This window comes from Paenibacillus sp. FSL H3-0286, assembly GCF_045040705.1.
GTDB classification, from domain to species: domain Bacteria; phylum Bacillota; class Bacilli; order Paenibacillales; family Paenibacillaceae; genus Paenibacillus_AQ; species Paenibacillus_AQ odorifer.
Genome location: NZ_CP150285.1, coordinates 2826492 through 2844134 on the forward strand (window position 1 = coordinate 2826492; position 17643 = coordinate 2844134).

A 17643-nucleotide genomic window follows, 5' to 3' on the forward strand; every position below is an offset into this window, starting at 1 on the left:
CATAATTTTAAATTGAAATGGAGTGGGGAAAGTGGAGAAAGATAATAAAGCTTTGGAGAAAATCGCTCACCTACATCAAACCCAATTTTTTAAAGAGGCTAATACATACATTAGCGAGGGTTGGATTTTACTTAATATTCATACGACTGACAGTGGCCATCCTGTAGAACGAGATCAACATACGGTTTTCACTCTTGGATGGGATAGTGATAAAGGTGAAGTGAAACTGCCAAAGTACAATTTTTAAACTTCGTAAGGCAGATGAAATGGCTATTTTATCAAAATATACACTATTTAAGAGGTGAACCTAATGAATGCAAATGAAATACAGCATTTGCTAAAAATGTCTAACAAGAAACATGCACCACAATCATGGTCTGATTTGGCTGCAAAATACAGTATTAAATCTGTGTTCCTTGTTAATGATCAAAAAGTAAATAGAAGCTATATAGATCATGTGGAAAGCATAATCTATGTAAATGAGATATCAACATTTTGGCGGAATTACTCAAAAGCGGAATATGGAAATGCCAAAACACCAGATGAATCAATCGTATTAAAATTTTTACATGAAGTTGGTCATGCAGCGTATGGCCATCACCTTCTACCAAGTGCTGAATTCAACACTATTGGTAATACAATTGCAACACAACTGACTAATATGAAAGAAGCTCAAGCATGGAAATTCGCTACAGATTTCTGCTCAAACTAGCCTTTTGATTTTACTCAATTACTAAGAGATTTTCAATCGCAATAAGTTGTGGGTAAGTTAGATGGTTAGTGGTGCGAAACTTAAGTATATGAAATGCAAGTCTTATATAGATATAAATAATTACAGGGGGAAACAATGTGAATAGCACCCATGTTGGCGAGGTACGTAAACTTGTAAGAAAATATATGAAGACTTTTAATGAGAAAAATGGTTTAGATATAAGAATTGACGAAGAAAAATTGAGAGAGGGGTATCAGATGGAAGCGGATGCTCCTACAAAAACGGTGGTATTTGATCCTCACGAAATTACAAAATCATTTAATAATCAATTATTTGCAGCACAAGCGGGTGTCTCCACAATTGAAAATCTTATTAAAATCTTGATTGCACACGAAGTTGGACATATCTTGGATTATGAAAAGAATAGTTTTTACTTCCACAATGATGGTTACGCTGAAGTTATGGAAGAAAATGCATGGGAAATTGGAAATAGCTATATTGAAGGTGGCTTAATTAGCGAATATGGCTCATTTAGAGAATTTTCTATGGATTCATATCGAAGAGGTAATAAGTTTTAAAAAATGATACCCCAATGAAATGTAGATTTCGTGAGCAATTATACTTATAAGTACCAATTTTTTAATTTTGAGTTTATACTTTAATAATCTAGCGTTACTCAAAAAGAGAATGGGTGATTATTTTTATGGTGTATCAATTTAATAGAGTAGATAGACATAAGGCAGGAACGATTGTGAAGCACTATGATAAGAGATCGAATAAGAATCGTCCATATTTAATCATCTCAAATAGCAAATCTGCTATAGAAGGCTACAATGATTATATTGTATTACCCATAACAGGAGCCAAAGGTAAGAGAAAGAAGAAGTTCCACGTTGAACCGGATCACAGGTCTTGCGGATTAACCAAACGGAGCTACATAAGAAGCAATAAACCTGATGTGATTTTACATGATACCATTGTAGAAATCCTAGGTTGTGTTCCTGAATTTATATTAGAACAATCAAAAAAGTTTCTTAATGAATGTATTAGCGATGAAACGCTGAGTATTTATCAAGAATCTTTTACTTATTGGATTAAGGCATACAATGTTGCTTGCAATAAAAACTATAATATAAAAAATGCTACTGAAGAAATGAAGGATGAGTTTCACATAAGTATAGGAAGATTAATCAATAAGAATCGTAAGGTGATCCAGCTAGTATTCAAACCTGAATATCTTGCTTCAAGGCTGGAAAGAGAGTCAATCTAGTTTTTATCGAAATAAAAAGCACATGAAAGACGAATTTTACTTACATAATAAAGAAGAAGAACCTGACCGATTAAATGGCAGGTTCTTCTTTTTTTGATTGTGGGAAATTATCTATTAAAGTGGACTTCCCAAGTATTCGAAGGAAATTCTTCATATCATCAGATAGTACTTCTTTAATGTCGGGTGTATTTTTTGCTTCATATTCCTGAATAGTTTTTTCTTTTTCTAAAAGCATTTGTTTCATTTCTTCATATTCGCGTTTAATATTAAGTAAAGATATTAAAACTAAGTCAATTGAGATTACACTTAGGTTGTTTTCGTCTTGTTTTGCAACTTTTTTAGATAATTTATCTTTTAGACTATATCTAATGATTTTTGCTTCATCTATTTCCTTCGCAAATTTATGTCTTAATGTAGAGTTCCAGCGAAATCCACAAGCTGCTGGAGTCCTATTAAGTGCTTCTGAGACCTTCTCAAATGCTTGCAGTTGCGTTTTGCCTGTTCTAATGTAATCTAATGCTATATCAGAAAGGAGTGAGTCATCGCTTTGGCTCCAACTATCTTTTCTCTCTCTCATTAAAAAACCTCCGATTATAGTTTCTATAACCATTTATATCCATTGTGTCAACAAATTATTCCTCGTGTTTGAGTGGTATTGATATACGATGAAATTGTATTGACAAAGTAAAAACAGAACAAACGTTCCACTTGTAGTGCTATAGACTCACATGTATAATAAACATATACAAAGTACATAATATTAAAGAAATTAATAAGCGGTTTAAACATAAAAAACAAAAAAATCTCTACAGGGAGTGTGGTACATATGAGTTTAGTAATGGATAGAGTTAAAACTTCAGAAATTAAACAATTTGATTTTTATTTGGTTGATTTGGGCGAATCAAAAGGGTCAGTACAACGAGGAGTTAGACCATCCATAGTAATATCTAATGATAGAAGTAATAAATTTTCTAACTTTGTAGTTGTCTGCCCTATTACAAGCAGCATGACTAAAGCAAAATTACCAACCCACGTATATATGGAAGCTAAAGAAATTGGATTCCATAAAGATAGTGTTGTAATGTTTGAGCAACACTTTACAATAGATAAGGGATCGCTAATTCATAAAATTACCGATATGCCCAAGAAATATGAGCAAGAACTAGAAAGAGCATTGATGATTAGTACAACAAGAACATTTTCGAGATCACAATAATAAATTAATAGAAATTATCAAAAAAGAAGAGTGTTATAACTCTTCCTTTTTTGTTTCATCATTATGTAATTTAAATAAATCAGATATCTCAATCTCTAATGCAACGCAGATTGAAGCAATATTTTCTAAAGGAATCATTTTTGAAGTATTATTGCACATTTCATTGATTGTAGAAGGTCGTATTTGTGTTTTTCTAGCTAACTCTCGTCTACTTATGTCTTTGCTGGTTAATATATTTTCAAGCATGATTTCAACCCAAGACATGTTAAACCTCCTGTATTATATTGGATATTGACACATAACAAAAAGAAGAGTATATTAGTGGCGGAACGAAAATCGTTCCAAAAGAAAGACATAGAAAAATCTCTCCAACGGAAAGTTAGAGAGACATTTTTGCTATTCTATCTTAGCAGATTAAATGAATTTATCATATATAAATTAAACATCGAGGTGTAGGCAAAAGTGGGAAATGGAAGATATTGCATTCAAAAGTTAGTCTTCAAACATCCAGTGACAAAAGAAGAAATATGGGAAGATACAAAATTAAGTAGTAACAATCCAGAAGGTTTGATGGATTTTATAACCTGCATATATAGAATCTTTGATACAGTAGATCATTTTGTATATAAAAAACGATGAGCAATATATATTTAATAATAAATATACTCATTTATTTTTTTGATGATATCGCAACAATTTGATAATCTAATAGATATAAACTTTATAAATTAAATTGTTATAATGTGATAAAATGGAAGTTAAATATATTAAGGATGGTGATCATTATGAACAACAAGACTGACATCATCGCTAAGTTTATAAATACAGCTTATGGGGTTGATTATACTGACAGATATATGTGCCCAGCAGAAATCTATAATTATATATTTGAAGAGAACAAACAAAGCTATGTATGGCAGTCTAAGCAACGATATGAGATGGATTTAACAGAAGGTAGCATTTATCATTTAAAGGCGAGAGTGGGCAACAGATTACTTGGTGGTCGAGGTTTGAGTATTAATGAAGTAGAAATTATAGGACAGATGAATATAGACAATAAAATTATTAGGCTAACACAATAGCAAAGAGAAATAGAATTTAAAAAAAATATTAATAAGGTTTCTGAAAAATTAAAATTACCAGCTAATTTAAACTTACAGTTAGTATTGTAAATCTAAAATTAAATAAATTAATAAAATTTTAAAGACTCAATACATATGATATTTTATATGTGAGAGTCTTTTTTGTTTTTTCGTGTTACGAATACTTCTTGATTTTTTGACATCATGTAGTAAATTGAATTGTAGAGGTGATTTTTTTTGGTCAGCGATGATAAAGATATTCTTTATGTAATGACTTATACTTTAAATAGTGGAATAAAAAACACTGTACCATTAACTGTTTTTCAAATTAATCAGTGGATAGAAAACTTTAAAGAAAAGACTGTATTTGTTACATCTATAGGAACTGAATATTTTGGGCTAAATCCAGAATTAGTTGCAGATTTTAAAGTACATAATAAACTATCAGAACACAGAAAAGATATTTCAAGTATACAAAAAATAGGAGTAGAGTTTTTAAAAGAAGCATATGAAAGTAAGGTAATAATAATTAAGATTGATTGTAAATGTGGTACAGTTTACACTACAGAATCACTAATAAAAAGAACTAAATGGAATTGCAGTAAGTGTAAAGAAGTAGTTTTTTTGAGTAGTGATAGTTTAGTTGACACAAATAAAGGAAAAGCTTATATCATGACGAATAAGAATGTATGAGTAAAAAAATGGTAATGGGAGATACTATGAAATGAAGCTAGATAGCGAATTCATTAAACAGATTCAAAGTGTTTCTAAAACTGCTGGTGGTTATTTAACAGTTGAACTTTATGATAAAAATAGGGGAAGTTTACCATCTTGGGATACACTTAAGAAAAAACTGAATAATATTGAGTTTGTGGAATTATTAAAAATCACTAAGGTAATGAGTAAAGATGAATACAATTATAATAAGAACAGGATTAAAGCAATAAGTAATTTTAAAATAATCAATTTGGAACATGGATTTGTATCAACTGCGCTATATGATGAATTAAAACTAGAGCCATCATCTGATTACATAAGTAAAAAATATGGTTGGTCAAAGATAGCTGAAGAAGCAAATGTGAAATTAGCAAACAATCAATACACCTCAATTGATGAAATGATTCTGGAATTAAAAAACAATATTAAAAAACTTGGTTATATTCCAACTTTAAACGAATACGAAAAGCTACTTATTAAACCTTCAAGAAAGTCTTTTGCTTCTCAAGAGATGCAGTGGTCAGATGCTATGTCAAAGGCTGGTTATAGAACTTATGGTAAGCCTGTAAAAACAAAGGATCGAATATGTGCTAATGATGATTGCTATAAACAATTCACCCCATCTAATAAAGATGAGATATATTGTACCAATTGTTTTAAAGACTTAAGAGCAAAGTTGGTAAGGGAAGTTGAAAAGTTGAATGTGGAAGAATTAAGGGATGTTACTAAGAAACTTATTTACTCTTCTACAGCGCAGAAAATAGTTCTTGATGCTTTGAAGGTTCTTTGATTAAAAATATTTTTATTAATAATTATGTTATACTTAAAATATATATAAAATAAAAGAGGTGAATTTCGATTGAAAAGGGATAGAATCGAACTAGAAGAAAAACTAAAGACTGCTATTGATAATGTAAAACACAATCGAAAAATTACTGAGAAAATCAGTGAGATCTTTCGAGAATATAAATTACCAGCAGGTACATTTCAATCTCTAGTTAGGTCTAAAGATATCTACAATTTAGATGTGGCAAGGCTATATGTGCTCACCCTATCTTTGTCTGAGGTTACGAACGATGATGAGTTGATTCCATCAATTTATTTCACTGACAAAGAAATAGCTGGAGCAAAGGGATATATTGAGAATACTACTTCTTCTGAAAATATGGAATTACCCATTTCATTGCCAGACGTTATTAAAATGAGTGACGAAGAATATGTGACAAGAGTTGAAGTGAAACTACTTGTTAAAATGTTTCATTCACAATTAATTTTTTATGATTATGAAACTCAAAGATCTCCTAAGTTTAAAAGAAGAGGGGATAGTTTTATTGAAGTACCAGAGATAAATAAAGATAGTGTTACAGATATTTCTAAGCATATGCTTAATGGTACATATTTGCCAGATACGATAACACTTAATATTTATTCTGAACAAATTGAGGCAATTAGTTATAATTCCAAAACACAAATATTGACGATAAATGAAGAAGCTCCAATATCTATTTTGGATGGTTTTCACCGATTGCAAGGCGCGATTAAAGCACATTCGCTAAATCCAGATCTAACTCAACAAATGTTTTTGTCTATACGCTGCTATGACAAAGACACAGCCAAAAGATTCTTTGGACAAATAAATACTGTAAATATTGTTAAGCCTGAGAGATTGAAAGAATTAAAATCAGAAAAATATTCTGATCAAATAGTCAAAAATCTTCAGCGAAAATCAGAATTGACTGGAAGAATTGCTTCCGCTTCAGCAATATCAGAAATAGCAGGACAATTGACTACGTTTGATATCTTGAGTGATGCAATAGATAGAATCTTTAATCCCAGAACATCTATTGAAGAAAGAGAAGTTTCGGATTATTTAATTGATTTCTTTGCATATTTAGTTAGTTATTATCTGGATGAATTCAAATTAAATCCTAATGAGTACAGAAACACTAAAATTAATCACCCATTGATGTTTATAGGTTATGTCCAAATTGCAAAAATGTTCAAAGATGAAAATAGAGATTTGAAAGACATAAAGGAATATGTTGATGGAATTGACTTCAAAGACAGTATTTTAGCCGAATTATTAGAAAACAGAAGAGGATTAAACAGTAAGAAGACTAGAAATGCCATAATTGAATATTTTGAGTCAAGAGGTGGAACCAATGTCTAATCAGACGTATAATGATTATTTGTATAATAAAGAGCAAAAAGAAAGATTTTTAAAAGACAGAACTTTCAATACAAGAGAGGCATATTCACGTGTCTTAAAGAGGGCATCTTCTCTTGAAGAAGAGTTTGGTAAAGACTTATATAATTTCAACATTTCTGAGATAGAGTTATTGATCAATTATCTAGCTCCTACAACTCTGAGTTCTGTTCAATCAGCAACATCACCTATTACAGTGTACATAGACTGGGCAATTGAGCAGGGACTAAGAACAGATAACTTTAACCCTCTGAGTACACTTATAGACAGAGAGTATTTAGAAAAATTTATTGATAAATCAAATGAGTTAATATTTTCGAAAGATGATATAGATGATATCACTGGCAGATTAACTAATAGAATAGATGCTGCTGTTATACAATGTCTATTTGAAGGATTGATGGGAAAAAAATATTCGGAATTATTAAATCTAACCATCCATGACATAAACGAAAATGAAAATAGACTCATCTTAACCAATGATATCGATGAAGGACATAAAAAAAAGCGAGTTTTGATGTTAGATGGTGACTCTACACTGATTAAATTATTGATTCAAACATTTGAGAAAAAAATATACTATAAAAACAATGGAAACCCGTCTCCTAATAACAAATCAGATATAATTAACTTAGTTGAAAATGACTATATTTTTCGAGCAGCCGCATTGGGAGTGAAATATTTAGGTAAAGCGGACTCTCATTTAGTACTAAGAAAGCTTAGATTAGTTGCTGATTGGATGGGACAGCCGCATTTAACGGCTACCAACATTAGGAACAGTGGGATGTTATATTATGCTTATAAGCTATACAAGGACAGAGGAAAGTTAGAGAAAGAAGAATATGATATTATCTGTGAAAGATTTGATATTAAGATGAATAGCTTGGGGTATTACAACATTTCCAGACAAAAAAATGATTTCTTGAATGTTAAAACAATTGAAAAAATATACGGTAAAGGAACAAGTTGAAAAAACTTGTTCTTTTTTTATTTTATGGGTTGACTTCACGGAAAAACGTGGTAATATAAAAATATAAGTTGTATATGTTTATTAATAAAAAGGAGAATTAATTATGGATGGATTGTTATACATAGTATTTTCAGTAATAGAAGGCTTTTCAATCTTATATTTAATACTTAATTTATTTAGGATATCAACAAAAGAGCATATTAAAGCGGTCATAATTGCTAACATTTTTATTTCTATATCAACTTATTATTTTCAAGAAAGCATTCTATCTGATGTTTCCCCATTACTTATAATGCTATTACTATTATTATTTCTAGTTTTTATCTTTAAAGTATCGATTTTATATTCTATATTCGTAACAATATTCGGTTTTGTTTTTTGTTTGATAATTCAAGGACTATTAATTTATATCCCAACACTTTTTACCAATCTTACTTTTGATAGTATAAAGAACAACGATCTTCTGCGGTATTCATTTCAATTCTTAAATTCAATTCTGCTTATCATTATAGGACGATTTTTACATATTAAAGGATTTGGTTTTACTTTTGCACTATATACTCCATCGATGAGGTTTAAATTATCTTACAAAAATATATCCATAATAATGCTTTTTGGTCTAAGTATTGTAGTTACAGGCATTATCTTCGATATAAACAATATGGTCATGGGAATATCTCTTCTGTTAGTGATTTTTATATGCTTGTTGTTTATAGGAATAAAAGGAGAGGTTGCTGGTAGATTTGATTGAACGCATAAGTAATGTTGCAAGCAATAAACTGTCTCAATATGAGAACATGCCTGAAGAAGATGTAATGAAGTATTCTATAAAATTTCTTTTAACAAATTTTCTAACTATTCTGCTTATTGTTTTTGTTGGCTTAGCAATAGAAAGATTTTATGAAGTTTTTCTTGTAGCATTCAGTTTTGCTTTATTGAGAAGATTTATTGGTGGGTATCATATAAAATCATCGGAGCTATGTGTATTTGCTTCAGTTGCACTCGTAACTGTTTTAACATTAATTGGAGGATCAATAGCAGAGTATTCAGTTTTTATAAATATCGGAAGTTTACTTTTGGTTATTTTTTATGCTCCTCACAATATTGATGATACGACACTAGTAAATAAAAAGTACTTTTTTTTATTTAAGTTAATAGGATTCTGTTTAATCTCTATCAACTTTTATATAAATAACATTTACGTTTCTATTGGATTTTTTGCAGAGGCGTTGACAATTATTCATTTTAAAGGAGGTGAAAAGTAATGAAAAAGGTTTCTTTGAAGGCTATTACTGGTCTTGGAGCACTATTGTCGTTTATTGCAGTAGTTGAAACAACTACGACTGCTAGTTGGTTGTGGCTAGGTAAAGAATCAGTGCCGCAAAGCATGAAAAAATAAGAACGTACATACTTAAAAAATGAATGAATCTCCTTGCCATAACAAGCAGGGAGATGAAGTTCGATAAAGAAGGTGTATTGATGAGTAAGCAAATTATGGTATTTAAGAGAACTAACAACAAGACAGCAGATACTCCAGAATGGTTACATACTAATGATATTAATATTGTAAAAACAGAGACAAAAAGCGGTAAGTCACAGACTGTATTTTATACAGATAATGGTGAATATGTGTATTGTACTGGAACAGAACCAATAATATATTTATTGAATAGTGATAACTTTATTCAGACAGACAGAGGAATGATGGCAAGACTAAATGAAAAAACAGAGATTAATCACAATGAAAAGAAGATATATTTAGAGAGAGATCATAGCGTTTTTGTCACAGTTACTGTAGCTAAATATAAGCTGATAAAGAAATATCTTTCTGAACTATTAAAATAAAAAACATTAATAATAAAAATACACAAAAAATATAATAATATTATATGTTAATTATTGCTTGTTTCTTCAATCCGTACTATAATCAAACAAAAGGGGAACATTAGTTCTTAGTTTGAACCATGAATCGACAATTGACGACAAATTTTAGCAATCATTCCCATATTTGATCTAGAGTCAACATATTTTCATAGTCTATGTAAATATGTTGTTAAATTTTAGGTGTGATTGTAAGATTTATATATAGTTCTTATTAAGAGTAATTTGCATTCTTTAATACAAAAGGGGATTAAGACATGAGTGATGATTTATTTGATACTTTGGGTATCACAAAAAAAGCAGTTGAATTAATGGCAGCAATTGAATTTCTTTTACCGTCTCAAGAACAGGAACAAAGATATTTTTTTGTAGAGGAAAATAAAGGTCTCGATCTTAAAACAATAAATAGAAACCTTTTGAAATTAAGAAAGGAAAATATACATAAATATAGCTACAAAAAAGTAAACGATTTTATTTTGGACTATAATAATAATGATAAAAAAACGTTAGAGAAGCTTTTTCAAGAACCATTAAATGATGTTAAACTAAGTTTATTAACTATAAATGATCCGGAGCAAATCTTTCTAATACATAGCAAGCAACCATCCGACATACGATATATGAATTTTCTCTTACACCTGTAGAATTTACTTGCCTTGCCGAGCTTTAAATATAGGTTCGGCATTATTAAAAATAATTATATTAATAAACATAAACAAAGTATTGACAATATATGATTGAAGTTATATTATGATGAAGTAGGCAAGTTACAGTGAAATAATAATTTTATCAAGACATAGGAGGTGAACAGAGTGAATTATTTAGAATACATAATGAATGGTTTGGGAAACATTCTGCACAATACATCTCAGAATCCTAGTGAAAAAGCATGTAATCAAGTACTAGACAGTATTAAACGAATGCTAGAGGAGTATAACGAAGCAGGAGGCAAAGTGAATATAACTGATTATAGAGATGGAAATCCATTCAATTATTAAAACGCCATGCGAAAGCATGTTGAATATATAGCTTACGTAGGTGAGGTTATAGATGCTACAATACTGAAAGGTGGTGGTTTGGATCAAGAATGAACCAAGAAGTCCTCCCTTTAATATGTTTGTATCATAATTATAATGATAAACATATTAAAAATAAACATATAAAAGGGAGATATTAAATACATATGGCAGATTATAAAATTAAAAAGAACAACAATCACGGTGGAAAAGAATTTGCAAGCAGCTTTCATTTCATTGGAAAAGTAAAGCAGATTAAAGAAAAAGACAAAAATACAGATAGTTGGGAAGATGTTCCGTTCTTCAAGTTTGAAGATGAAGGTAAAAAGAAAGTAATTCATTTTATCATCGAAACAGCACTCAGCAATGAATTAAAAGTTAAACTCACAGGCAAAGAAAAACCATTCGCTTACCCATACAGCAGAAAGCATAAAAATTCTACCAAAGTCGCATGGGCTGAAAGATTTGCAAAAGAAAAGTATCCAGATGATTCATATCACCTGATTGATCCTGAGTGGGATAGAATTGATAAAATTAAAGAGATTGTTCAAACAGATGCTTGGGTGGAAGTGAAAGGTAAATATACTCCATATGAGTTCACTACAGAAGATGGACAAACAATTAAAGGAGTATCGAGAACAATTTCTTTTGTAAATCCGATTTTGGATGGAAAAGTTATTATCGATGGTAAAGCACAAGATATTAAAGTTGATAACAAAGTAGTTAATTATGTGTGCGACTTTAAGTCTCCAGACTTTATCGAGGTCAATAAATACAGTATGCAAGTTGGTATAAATACTACATATCAAGATAGTGAAAGTGGAAACACAACGATTAAAGGAGTCGTTCTAACAAACGGAATCGAACGCTCTGAGCCTAAAGATGTTGAACTTATTGTATACCAAACAGAGGCTACGGAAGGCAAAAAGTCTCTTGCTGATGCATTTTCTTCACTGAATACATATGACTTTATTGAAGTGACTGGTCAAGATAACAATCGAGCTACTTTTGCCTATGTTGATGTAGAAGAAGTTATCCTGTCTTCAGATCCTTTTGCTGATGTTGATGATACCCAACGTGTAATTCGTCAAGAGCGTGTAACAAATGGAGATAAAAAAGGTCTTGAGGTCACAGGGTATGTTGCTAACAGTCTCATGCGTGAACTGTTGACTGAAGAAGAGTTTAAGAAGTCGGTAGCTGCAACAAATAATTCTCCATTTGATACGACAGATCCTTTTGCAAAATCTGCTGGAGTAACAGATCCATTTTCACAAACAAGTAATAACGATAATGACCCATTTGCCTGAGTTGTAAGTAAATAGATCAGTAATGAAATTTAGTGGTCTGTGGTTAAAAACACAGGCCAAAATCAAAATCATATATTATAGGGAGAGATTCTATTAATGAGTTGGAGAAATAAAGTCACTACAAATACACCAAAAGTTGAATTACACAGTATTGATTCTTTAGTTGTAGGTTCTTATAAAACGGGCAAAACAAGATTGTGGAAAGAAGCAACCGAATTACATTATGCTAATCCAGATGATGTGCTATTACTCGCTTTTGAGGCGGGGTATGAAACTTGGGAGATTGACAATATGATACCAATCCACAAAGAGGGATCAGATGAAGAGTTGTGGAAGGTATGGGAATTTTTCAAAAAGCAAGTAGTCCCCGGACTTGTGAAGGAGGCTAATGAAGGCAGAGTAACAAAATTATTGGGGATTGATACAGCTGACCGTTGTATTGATGCTGCTACAGCATGGGTGCTACGAGATAGAGCTAAGAAATATGGAGTCCCAAACATTGTATCTCTTCAAGCCATAAATGAAGCTTCAGATAAAAAAGAAAATGGATACACTGCTCTAGCAGAAGAAATGGCGAAACCATTTGATGCTCTTAAGAACGCAGGATATGGCAAAATGTCTCTTGCATGGACAAAGGAAAAAGAAACGACTCTCTATAATGGTTTAAAATACAATTCTATCGAATTGATGATGCATGCAACAGGACGAAAAATCTTTGAATCACAGGCCAGTTTAATCGCTTGTTTGTTTAATGAAGTGTCTGTTCTTGATAAAACAGGGGCTGAGGTTAGTGACAACATTAAAGATAAAAAGAATCGTGAGAAAGGAACAAACTTCCACGAAACACGTACAGTTATGGTTTTCCGTCCTACAGAGTACATATCTATCGCTGGTGGACGTTACACTGACTTGCCAACAGATCCAGTTGAATATAGCGCTGAAAACTTTCTTAAAGTATTCGAGACTGCTGTAAAAGGTCAACTACGAAAGACTACAAAAAGCATTGATGATCTTAAGGTGGAACAAGCTCAGGAACGCGATGAACAGGCAAAAGAGTACGCAGAACAAGAAGAAGCAAAAGCGAGTGTTGAAGAACTGATCGCACAGATTAACAATCAAAAAATCAGATTCACTGACAATCAACTCACTGATTATATTGTTCCTGAATTCAAAAAAATTCTAGGCATGGCTAACTATAATAAGTCAGTAGATGTTGAGGCGTTGGGCAAAGCAGTAGATTTTATTACTAAATTCCAATTACCAGCTTAATACATAGAGTTGATGAAAGACAGATTTCATGGTTAAATCAATAAAAATACATAAAGCCTCACTTGAATAGGTGGGGCTATATCTAAAAATTATGGAGGTCATGATGCTAGAGATAATTCTATCTTTAATATTCACTTTTGCATTGGCTCAATCAAATATCCAAACAGCAAATGAAATTAGAGAATCAAAAAACACGATGCCAATTGAGAAGAAAGTTGTCCAGACGGTTAAGGTTGAGAAGGAGAAAGAAGCTGTAAAAGTTAAGCCTAAAGCTGTGGCAGTAGAAACTAAGAAAGAAGAGGAATGGATGTTGTTCGAAGTCTCTGCGTACACCAATGGAAAAGAATCAACGAATAAAGTAAAAGGTGATAAGGATTACGCTAAGACAGCATCAGGCAAAATGACAAAGGAAGGTAGAACTGTATCAGCAGATGAAATGTTTCCATTCGGTACAATTTTGTATATTGATGGTGTTGGAGAGCGTGTTGTCGAAGATAGAGGCGGAGCAATAAAAGGGCACAAACTAGATTTGTTCATAGAAGATTTACAAGAAGCTCGAAATTTTGGTCGAAAATATAATGTGAAAGTCAAAGTTATCAAGATGGGAGAGAAGAAAGATTAATGAAAAAAGTATTTATTTTAATGGCTTATAGCGGAGCCGGTAAGACAGAGATTGCAAAAGCACTAGAGGAACATGGTTATGATGTTTTACAGTCATACACAACACGTCAGCCACGTTATGAGGACGAGTATGGTCATATGTTTTGTACAAATAAAGACTATGAGAAGTTTGATAAAAATGGTGAGGTGGCAGCGTACTCCTATATCGAAGGAAATCATTACTTCAGCACTTTAGAACAAATACATCATACCGATGTTTATGTGTGTGATCCAGATGGAATTAAGGATTTAAAAGAAAAGATCAATGACATTGAGTTTGTCACAATTTATATCAAAGTTGATAAAAAGACTCGAATGAGACGAATGCACGAACGCGGAGATAGTATTGATAAAATTCTAAGTCGAATTACTGCCGATGGAATTAAGTTTAAGAAAAAGCGATTTGATTATCAGGTTATTAATTATGACTTTGAAAAAGCGGTTGAGATTATTAAGAACATCATCGAAACAGAAAATGGTGAAGCTTTAAATTAAGAAGGAGTGATAATAATGTCTGTTAATTTAGATATTCTGAAGGAACTTCTTATGGATTGGGAAGATAACAATCTCACTTATAGCGACATGATCGAACTCAGAGACAAACTTAGAGATGCTGGTGATGCAATAGAGAGAGAAATGGATAGATATGAGGCGAAATGAACCGGATAAACACAATTAAATACATATCTGAGACATCAGTAAAGGACATCGTACAAAGAGTTAAGGTTGACGGTATGGATGTCCTCACTGTTATTGAAGCAAGTTTAGAAAGTCGGAAAGAATATGGAATTAAGGTGCAACAATTAGTAGATGAGCTGAAAAGGTTGTGAAATTCCTGTTTTATCAGAAGGGGGAGATTATACGAAAATGGCTGAAGTAGATGCTGATTTATATGAGTTTTTAAAAAGGAATGAAACCGGACTTTACAGAAAAAATGGAGAAGTGTTGAGCTACGTCTTGGTGGACTTTGATAGACTAACCCAATTTGTAGAAGTGGTTGGTGATGGTTGTTTCGACGAGAGTGGAGTAGACGTGATTATGAGAAATAGTTATCTCGCAATTGAACTAGATAGTTTTATTGATGGATATGGTCATTATTTATCCAGTTACAAGAACTGTTTTGATGAGTGGGAAGAGTATGAGTCTGAGGTTTTGGAGATGGAGAAACAATGTCGATGAACAATAACTTAGACTATGGATTTGGTGTAAGTACCTGTATTAGATGCGGATCTGAATTGTATGAATCAGAGACATTGAGTAGATGTTTAAAATGCCTGAAGTCAACTCCGTGGGAAGTGTCAGGTAAGGAATGCTATAAAAACAAAAATAAGAATAATGAGGAGAATGATTGATATGGGATTTAATATTTTTAATGTATTTAAGAAAAAGCAAAAGTACGGTGAATTGGAAATGAAAATGAGAGAAATCGCTAATTCAATTGCTGAATCGGGATCATTGCTAGGGGAATCACTCAAAAGTGGTGCTTTCGCTATTAAAACAACAACAAGTAATAATTTTGAAATCCAACGTCTTCAAGAAATCCAAAAGCGAACCAAAAAGCAGCGCACAAAGAAAAAGCTTCAGAAACGGATTGATGCATATGAAAAATAGTATCTATTTGATTTGTACAGCAGACGGAAATTCAGAAGTCTTATACATAAACGGTGAAAAAAAAGACATTTCAGAACAAATAAGCTCATCAGTGTGGCTTCAGATATTGGAGAAATTTCAAGGGAAGTACTTCAATACAGGAATGAAATTTCTAACTGACGAAGCAACAGAAGAGTGTTATGAATATGGATTTCCTGTATCGTTCAATGAATTTAAAGAAAATGCATTCGAATAAAATAAGGATTTTAAGTAGTTAGATAAAAAAGCCTCCAGACTACCCAAATCTGGAGGAAAGAAAAAGGTTATAAAGAAGATTACAATCTCAGTGTACAAAATTTATATGAGTATTTCTATGTGATTACCAAATTACTGGAAATGTAAAAAATGGATGAAGATTTACATGAACATCAATCGAAATTGATATTTTATCCAGAAAGGAAGAAAGAAATTTGAGTTTAAATGCTATTCATTGTAGTACCATTATTTTTTCTGATACTCAAACCAAAGCCGAGGATAAAATGAATGAACTAGTTAGTTCGCTACCGAGTAGTGATATCTTATTGACAACAAACAACTATGTGAAAACTAAGATTGGTACATTCCACACCCTAAAGTATTCAAAAGGTTGTAGAGGATATAGATATCAAAATGTGTATATTGATAAAATTCTAGCATTGGATTTAGAAGCAACCGATTTGATCATGATGAAACTAGTGTCGCCAAATTATTATGGCGAAACACAAGCCACAGAATATAGTTTGAAAGAACATGTGCATTATTTTTGATGAAATGGATCTTTCTTAGAGAAAGGAGAGTATTGATGCAAAACGTAGCCCGAAAAAGAGTTGACCTCTTACTTAACCACTTAGATGATGGAATGTTGTATGTAGATGGTGAAGCATGGAATGACATTGGATGGAGAGAGGCAGACTCGATTTTAATGCTAAAAGAACCACTTGAAGACGTTGTGCAAATTAACTTAAGACAAACAAATTTGCTTTATGAGGAATTCCCTAAATCTATTGAACTGGTTGCTGACTATCAAATTTAATGAAATCATCATTTCATAATTTAAAGGGAGAATGAAAATTGGAAAAAGAGTTGTCAAAGGATATATTGGAAATTATTGAGGGATACAAAAAACTTTCCGATTTTATTGAAAATGAAGTTCCTTATAAATTCGCTGAAGATATTAGGCAAGAGTTGTTTTTGGATACATATCTTGATCAGGTTGAAGAACGAATTAAGAAAGCAACACAATCCGAAAGTGAGGCTGTGTGAATGCGAGGAGAATACGTACTAACTCTTTTAAAAGGACACTTAAACGAAAAGAAACAGGATGTTGTGCAATATGAGCAAAGAAACGATAGTGCTATGGCTAGAACGATTACTAAAGTCAAGCATCAGATTTATGATTTAGAATTTGCAATCGAGCTGCTTGAAGAATATCAAGACTAATAGTGTTCACTTAAGAGAGGCTGATAAAATAAATGAAAAAAGGTATTAACACTGAAGAAGTATATGCTGTACAGATTCTTAAAAAAGGATATCTGGATAGAGAAGGGTTGATTATTCCAGATATTTTGAGGGCAGAGTATCATACTGAAGTTGAGAGAGCAGAGAGCAAAGCAGACATCTATAACAGTTGGAATGAGACTGAAGATGCAGTAATCAGAGTGCTGCACATCGTAAACAAAGGAATCTTAAAAGAAGGCGAATGAAATGA

32 protein-coding genes are annotated in these 17643 nt (G+C 31.8%); 30 read left to right on the top strand and 2 right to left on the bottom strand.

What is annotated here, in order from left to right:
• Window positions 1–31 precede the first annotated feature (31 nt).
• From MHB37_RS12280 to MHB37_RS12295, 4 genes are all read left to right on the top strand, one after another.
• Window positions 32–247 carry a hypothetical protein gene (locus MHB37_RS12280; RefSeq protein ID WP_405169353.1) on the top strand — a complete coding sequence of 72 codons (216 nt, stop codon included), beginning with the start codon at window positions 32–34 and terminating at the stop codon, window positions 245–247.
• A 63-nt stretch (window positions 248–310) separates the two neighbouring features.
• Window positions 311–712, top strand: coding sequence for a hypothetical protein (locus MHB37_RS12285; protein ID WP_405169354.1), 402 nt, complete (start codon window positions 311–313; stop codon window positions 710–712).
• Between the two features lie 137 nt (window positions 713–849).
• Window positions 850–1290: a hypothetical protein gene (locus tag MHB37_RS12290; RefSeq protein WP_405169355.1), complete on the top strand. Its 441-nt coding sequence runs from the start codon at window positions 850–852 to the stop codon at window positions 1288–1290.
• Between the two features lie 125 nt (window positions 1291–1415).
• On the top strand, window positions 1416–1982 hold the full coding sequence (locus MHB37_RS12295; RefSeq protein ID WP_405169356.1) for a type II toxin-antitoxin system PemK/MazF family toxin: 567 nt from the start codon (window positions 1416–1418) through the stop codon (window positions 1980–1982).
• A 70-nt stretch (window positions 1983–2052) separates the two neighbouring features.
• Here the strand turns inward: MHB37_RS12295 and MHB37_RS12300 are convergent, their stop codons facing one another.
• Entirely contained in the window at window positions 2053–2559 is a 507-nt protein-coding gene (locus MHB37_RS12300; protein ID WP_405169357.1) for an RsfA family transcriptional regulator, read from the bottom strand.
• Between the two features lie 249 nt (window positions 2560–2808).
• Here MHB37_RS12300 and MHB37_RS12305 point away from each other — a divergent pair, with 249 nt between their 5' ends.
• Window positions 2809–3198 carry a type II toxin-antitoxin system PemK/MazF family toxin gene (locus MHB37_RS12305; protein ID WP_405169358.1) on the top strand — a complete coding sequence of 130 codons (390 nt, stop codon included), beginning with the start codon at window positions 2809–2811 and terminating at the stop codon, window positions 3196–3198.
• A gap of 33 nt (window positions 3199–3231) precedes the next feature.
• Here MHB37_RS12305 and MHB37_RS12310 read toward each other — a convergent pair whose 3' ends face one another.
• On the bottom strand, window positions 3232–3462 hold the full coding sequence (locus tag MHB37_RS12310; protein ID WP_405169359.1) for a helix-turn-helix domain-containing protein: 231 nt from the start codon (window positions 3460–3462) through the stop codon (window positions 3232–3234).
• 521 nt (window positions 3463–3983) lie between these two features.
• Here MHB37_RS12310 and MHB37_RS12315 point away from each other — a divergent pair.
• The 25 genes from MHB37_RS12315 to MHB37_RS12435 all read left to right on the top strand — a co-directional run bounded on the left by MHB37_RS12315 (window position 3984) and on the right by MHB37_RS12435 (window position 17638).
• On the top strand, window positions 3984–4280 hold the full coding sequence (locus MHB37_RS12315; RefSeq protein WP_405169360.1) for a hypothetical protein: 297 nt from the start codon (window positions 3984–3986) through the stop codon (window positions 4278–4280).
• A gap of 270 nt (window positions 4281–4550) precedes the next feature.
• Window positions 4551–4973 (top strand): hypothetical protein, encoded by a 423-nt coding sequence (locus MHB37_RS12320; protein WP_405169597.1) that lies wholly within the window; start codon window positions 4551–4553, stop codon window positions 4971–4973.
• Window positions 4974–5004: 31 nt separating this feature from the next.
• Window positions 5005–5787, top strand: a complete 783-nt coding sequence (locus tag MHB37_RS12325; RefSeq protein WP_405169361.1) for a hypothetical protein — start codon at window positions 5005–5007, stop codon at window positions 5785–5787.
• A 69-nt stretch (window positions 5788–5856) separates the two neighbouring features.
• The gene (locus MHB37_RS12330; protein ID WP_405169362.1) at window positions 5857–7167 is read left to right on the top strand and encodes a DNA sulfur modification protein DndB; all 1311 of its coding nucleotides are present in this window, start codon (window positions 5857–5859) and stop codon (window positions 7165–7167) included.
• Window positions 7160–8173, top strand: a complete 1014-nt coding sequence (locus tag MHB37_RS12335; RefSeq protein ID WP_405169363.1) for a hypothetical protein — start codon at window positions 7160–7162, stop codon at window positions 8171–8173. Before MHB37_RS12330 ends, MHB37_RS12335 begins: the two co-directional genes overlap by 8 nt.
• A 103-nt stretch (window positions 8174–8276) precedes the next feature.
• A complete protein-coding gene (locus tag MHB37_RS12340) occupies window positions 8277–8924 on the top strand; it encodes a hypothetical protein (protein WP_405169364.1) in 648 nt (215 codons plus the stop codon).
• Entirely contained in the window at window positions 8905–9438 is a 534-nt protein-coding gene (locus MHB37_RS12345; RefSeq protein WP_405169365.1) for an accessory gene regulator B family protein, read from the top strand. The genes MHB37_RS12340 and MHB37_RS12345 overlap by 20 nt, the downstream gene beginning before the upstream one ends.
• Window positions 9438–9572: an AgrD family cyclic lactone autoinducer peptide gene (locus MHB37_RS12350; protein WP_405169366.1), complete on the top strand. Its 135-nt coding sequence runs from the start codon at window positions 9438–9440 to the stop codon at window positions 9570–9572. The genes MHB37_RS12345 and MHB37_RS12350 overlap by 1 nt, the downstream gene beginning before the upstream one ends.
• Before the next feature lie 80 nt (window positions 9573–9652).
• Window positions 9653–10018, top strand: coding sequence for a LytTR family transcriptional regulator DNA-binding domain-containing protein (locus MHB37_RS12355; RefSeq protein WP_405169367.1), 366 nt, complete (start codon window positions 9653–9655; stop codon window positions 10016–10018).
• Between the two features lie 293 nt (window positions 10019–10311).
• The gene (locus tag MHB37_RS12360) at window positions 10312–10698 is read left to right on the top strand and encodes a hypothetical protein (RefSeq protein ID WP_405169368.1); all 387 of its coding nucleotides are present in this window, start codon (window positions 10312–10314) and stop codon (window positions 10696–10698) included.
• Window positions 10699–10866: 168 nt separating this feature from the next.
• The gene (locus MHB37_RS12365) at window positions 10867–11052 is read left to right on the top strand and encodes a hypothetical protein (RefSeq protein WP_405169369.1); all 186 of its coding nucleotides are present in this window, start codon (window positions 10867–10869) and stop codon (window positions 11050–11052) included.
• A 185-nt stretch (window positions 11053–11237) separates the two neighbouring features.
• A complete protein-coding gene (locus MHB37_RS12370) occupies window positions 11238–12377 on the top strand; it encodes a hypothetical protein (RefSeq protein ID WP_405169370.1) in 1140 nt (379 codons plus the stop codon).
• 96 nt (window positions 12378–12473) lie between these two features.
• Window positions 12474–13646: an AAA family ATPase gene (locus MHB37_RS12375; RefSeq protein ID WP_405169371.1), complete on the top strand. Its 1173-nt coding sequence runs from the start codon at window positions 12474–12476 to the stop codon at window positions 13644–13646.
• Between the two features lie 100 nt (window positions 13647–13746).
• On the top strand, window positions 13747–14268 hold the full coding sequence (locus tag MHB37_RS12380; RefSeq protein ID WP_405169372.1) for a 3D domain-containing protein: 522 nt from the start codon (window positions 13747–13749) through the stop codon (window positions 14266–14268).
• Window positions 14268–14801 (top strand): AAA family ATPase, encoded by a 534-nt coding sequence (locus tag MHB37_RS12385; protein WP_405169373.1) that lies wholly within the window; start codon window positions 14268–14270, stop codon window positions 14799–14801. Before MHB37_RS12380 ends, MHB37_RS12385 begins: the two co-directional genes overlap by 1 nt.
• A gap of 15 nt (window positions 14802–14816) precedes the next feature.
• On the top strand, window positions 14817–14966 hold the full coding sequence (locus MHB37_RS12390) for a hypothetical protein (RefSeq protein ID WP_179088827.1): 150 nt from the start codon (window positions 14817–14819) through the stop codon (window positions 14964–14966).
• Window positions 14963–15136 (top strand): hypothetical protein, encoded by a 174-nt coding sequence (locus MHB37_RS12395; RefSeq protein WP_179088828.1) that lies wholly within the window; start codon window positions 14963–14965, stop codon window positions 15134–15136. The genes MHB37_RS12390 and MHB37_RS12395 overlap by 4 nt, the downstream gene beginning before the upstream one ends.
• A 37-nt stretch (window positions 15137–15173) precedes the next feature.
• A complete protein-coding gene (locus MHB37_RS12400) occupies window positions 15174–15485 on the top strand; it encodes a hypothetical protein (RefSeq protein WP_405169374.1) in 312 nt (103 codons plus the stop codon).
• Window positions 15486–15659: 174 nt separating this feature from the next.
• The gene (locus tag MHB37_RS12405) at window positions 15660–15917 is read left to right on the top strand and encodes a hypothetical protein (protein ID WP_076130819.1); all 258 of its coding nucleotides are present in this window, start codon (window positions 15660–15662) and stop codon (window positions 15915–15917) included.
• Window positions 15907–16152, top strand: coding sequence for a hypothetical protein (locus MHB37_RS12410; protein WP_405169375.1), 246 nt, complete (start codon window positions 15907–15909; stop codon window positions 16150–16152). The genes MHB37_RS12405 and MHB37_RS12410 overlap by 11 nt, the downstream gene beginning before the upstream one ends.
• A 214-nt stretch (window positions 16153–16366) precedes the next feature.
• Window positions 16367–16702 carry a hypothetical protein gene (locus MHB37_RS12415; protein WP_405169376.1) on the top strand — a complete coding sequence of 112 codons (336 nt, stop codon included), beginning with the start codon at window positions 16367–16369 and terminating at the stop codon, window positions 16700–16702.
• Between the two features lie 35 nt (window positions 16703–16737).
• The gene (locus MHB37_RS12420) at window positions 16738–16968 is read left to right on the top strand and encodes a hypothetical protein (RefSeq protein WP_405169377.1); all 231 of its coding nucleotides are present in this window, start codon (window positions 16738–16740) and stop codon (window positions 16966–16968) included.
• 38 nt (window positions 16969–17006) lie between these two features.
• Window positions 17007–17198: a hypothetical protein gene (locus tag MHB37_RS12425; RefSeq protein ID WP_405169378.1), complete on the top strand. Its 192-nt coding sequence runs from the start codon at window positions 17007–17009 to the stop codon at window positions 17196–17198.
• Complete coding sequence (locus tag MHB37_RS12430) at window positions 17199–17375, top strand: hypothetical protein (RefSeq protein ID WP_405169379.1); 177 nt, start codon at window positions 17199–17201, stop codon at window positions 17373–17375.
• 32 nt (window positions 17376–17407) lie between these two features.
• Window positions 17408–17638, top strand: coding sequence for a hypothetical protein (locus MHB37_RS12435; protein WP_405169380.1), 231 nt, complete (start codon window positions 17408–17410; stop codon window positions 17636–17638).
• Window positions 17639–17643 lie beyond the last annotated feature (5 nt).